Origin of the sequence: Pyxidicoccus xibeiensis, from assembly GCF_024198175.1 — a bacterium.
Lineage (GTDB): Bacteria > Myxococcota > Myxococcia > Myxococcales > Myxococcaceae > Myxococcus > Myxococcus xibeiensis.
In genome coordinates this window covers 1-1,572 of the sequence record NZ_JAJVKV010000050.1, presented here as the reverse complement: position 1 = coordinate 1,572, position 1,572 = coordinate 1, and the positions used below count along the sequence as shown (strand labels likewise).

The following is a 1,572-nucleotide window of genomic DNA, read 5'->3' as shown; positions in this document are numbered from 1 at the left end:
ACCACATCATCTCGGACGGCTGGTCTTCGGCCGTCATGGTGCGCGAGCTGGGCGCGTACTACCGCGAGCTCAGCGGCGGTGAGCCGGCGCGTCTTGCCCCTCTGCCCGTGCAGTACGCGGACTACTCAGTCTGGCAGCGGCAGTGGCTGCAGGGCGACGTGCTGAAGCAGGAGCTGGACTGGTGGCGCCAGCAGCTGGCCGGCTCGAGCCATGCGCTGGAGCTGCCCACCGACCGGCCCCGTCCGGCGGTGCAGACGTACCGCGGCGCGATGCTGCCGGTCGCGCTGTCCCGAAGCGTGAGTGACGCCGTCAAGGCGCTGGCGCAGCGCGAAGGGGCCACGCCCTTCATGGTGCTGCTGTCCTCGCTCCAGCTGTTGCTCTCCAAGTACTCGGGCCAGGACGACGTGTCCGTCGGCTCGCCCATCGCCAACCGCAACCGGGTGGAGACTGAAAGCCTCATCGGCTTCTTCATCAACACCCTCGTGCTGCGCGCGAGGATTGACGGCCGTCAGTCCTTCCGCGAGCTGCTGGCCCAGGTGCGCGAGCGCACCCTGGCTGCCTACGAGCACCAGGACGTCCCGTTCGAGAAGCTGGTGGAGGAGCTCCAGCCGCAGCGAGACCTGAGCCGCAGCCCGCTCTTCCAGGTCACCCTCACCCTGCAGAACACGCCCAACGAGGCGCTGAACCTGCCGGGCCTCACCCTCACTCCCGTCGCGCCGGAGATCGACTCCTCGAAGTACGACTTCAGCCTCCTGCTCGAAGAGGGCAGCGAGGGCTTCACGGGTGCGCTCAACTACAACACGGACCTCTTCGACGCAGGCACCGTGCGGCGCCTGATGCGGCACTACGCCGTGCTGCTGGAGGCGGCGGTCTCCGAGCCGGGACGCAGGCTCGACCTGCTGCCCGTGCTGACGGACGCCGAGCGCCAGCAGGTCGTCGCCGATTGGAGCGGGACGCGCGGGGACTACCCGAGCGACACCTCCCTGGCCGACCTCTTCGCGCAGCAGGCGCGGCAGACGCCGGATGCGGTCGCCCTCGTCTTCGGTGACGAGCAGCTGACGTACGCGCAGCTGGACACGCGCGCCAACCAGCTCGCGCACTACCTGCGCGGCCGGGGCGTGCAGGCTGGCGGCCGGGTAGCGGTGCTCCTGGAACGGTCCATGGACCTGGTGGTGGGCCTGCTGGGCACCCTCAAGGCCGGAGCGGCCTACGTGCCCCTCGACAAGGGCTGGCCTGCCGAGCGCGTCACCTTCGTGCTCCAGCAGTCCGCCGCGGGCGTGCTCCTCACCCAGTCCGCGCTCGCCGACGAGCTGCCCGACACGGGCAACGTCCTCGTCGTCATGGACGAAGAGGACACGCGCATTGCCTTCCAGCCCGAGTCCGCCCCGGCCATTCCCTCCAGCGGGGATGCGCTGGCGTACGTGATGTTCACCTCGGGCAGCACGGGCCAGCCCAAGGGCGTCTGCGTGCCTCACCGGGCCATCGCGCGCCTGGTGAAGAGCAACAGCTTCATGCGCTTCGGGCCCCAGGAAGTCTGGCTCCAGGCCGCCCCCGTCGCCTTCGACGCCTCGA

The 1,572-nt window shown here is 69.9% G+C and carries 1 protein-coding gene; it reads left to right on the top strand.

All coding sequences use genetic code 11. The features are described from left to right. Positions 1-1,572, top strand: a 1,572-nt coding sequence (locus LXT23_RS49485) for a non-ribosomal peptide synthetase (RefSeq protein WP_253987556.1), incomplete at both ends; no start/stop codon positions are given.